This is a genomic window from Prauserella shujinwangii (assembly GCF_003001955.1).
Lineage (GTDB): Bacteria > Actinomycetota > Actinomycetes > Mycobacteriales > Pseudonocardiaceae > Qaidamihabitans > Qaidamihabitans shujinwangii.
This window is the reverse complement of record NZ_PVNH01000021.1, coordinates 1-1,215: the sequence shown is the minus strand read 5'-3', so window position 1 is coordinate 1,215 and position 1,215 is coordinate 1. Positions and strand designations below refer to the sequence as shown.

Annotated in this window: 2 protein-coding genes; both read left to right on the top strand. The window is 74.0% G+C overall.

Annotated features, from left to right (window positions below; genetic code table 11):
• Positions 1 to 471 (top strand): M50 family metallopeptidase (locus tag B0I33_RS29580; protein ID WP_219927288.1); only part of this gene is annotated, 471 nt, incomplete at its 5' end.
• Positions 472 to 508: 37 nt separating this feature from the next.
• Positions 509 to 1,150, top strand: coding sequence for an HNH endonuclease family protein (locus B0I33_RS29575; protein WP_106182633.1), 642 nt, complete (start codon positions 509 to 511; stop codon positions 1,148 to 1,150).
• Positions 1,151 to 1,215 lie beyond the last annotated feature (65 nt).

The following is a 1,215-nucleotide window of genomic DNA, read 5'->3' as shown; positions in this document are numbered from 1 at the left end:
CACCGTCACCACAGAGAGGGCTGTTCGATGGGCACCCGTATCACCGACGAGCGCCACCTGAACCGGCTGGTCACCTGTCACCACGAGGCCGGGCACGCCGTGATCCACCGCGCCACCGGGGGCCGGGTGGCGCACGTGAAGATCCTCAGCGACATGGAGGGCGTGATGCGCCCGGCCGACGAGTTCGACCCCGACAAGGCGTTGGGGTGGCTGACGATGATCCTCGCCGGGGGCGAGGCCGCCGCCCGCTACATCGCCACCCAGGGCTACAGCCTCGGCCAGGGCCGCCGCCTGGCCCGGCACGGCTGCCGTGACGACCTGGCCCTGTTCCGCCGCTACGCCCAGCACACCGGCATCAGCGAGGGCCGCGCCCGCCGCGAGGCCGACACGCTCGTGCGCCGCCACTGGGGCCGCATCCACCGCGTCGCCCACAAGCTCGACCAGCGCGGCCGCCTCTCCCACTCCCTCTAACCACCCCTGCCTTCCCGTCGTCCGAAAGGGACCCGCTGTGCACACCCACACCACCACCCGCCACACCCTCCTCGCCGGGCTCGCCGCCGCCGCGCTGGCCACGTCCGGCTGCGAACTACCCGACCTCGACACCCTCGCGCCCGGCGCGCCGAGCGCACCCGCCACCGGCACCCCACGGGAGCTGCCCGCGCTCGCCGTGGCTGCCGAGGACACCGGGGCGCACTACGACCGGGACGACTGGCCGCACTGGACCTCCCTCGGCGACGGCTGCGATGTCCGCGACGCCGTCCTGCAAGCCCAAGGTCAGGGCGTGCGCACCGGTTCTGACTGCGCTGTGTCCGGCCGGTGGGTCAGCGTCTACGACGGCGCCACCGTCACCGACTCCTCCGAGCTGGACATCGACCACCTCGTGCCGCTGGCCGAAGCCGCCCGCTCCGGAGCCCGCCACTGGACGCAAGCCCAGCGGGAGCGTTTCGCCAACGACCCCGCCGGGCTGGTCGCGGTCACCGCGACCAGCAACCGGCAGAAAGGCGACCAGGACCCGGCCGAATGGCTGCCCCACCGCGACCGGTGCGGCTACATCGCCCGCTGGGTGGACATCAAGCACACCTACGGCCTCACCGCCGACCCCGCCGAGGCCGCCGCCATCCGCGCCGCGTGGGCGCGCTGCCCCCGTTAAGAGCTGCTGCCGGGCCGGTGGCCGAGCACCGCTCCCACCGGCCCGGCAGCCACCACCAACCATCC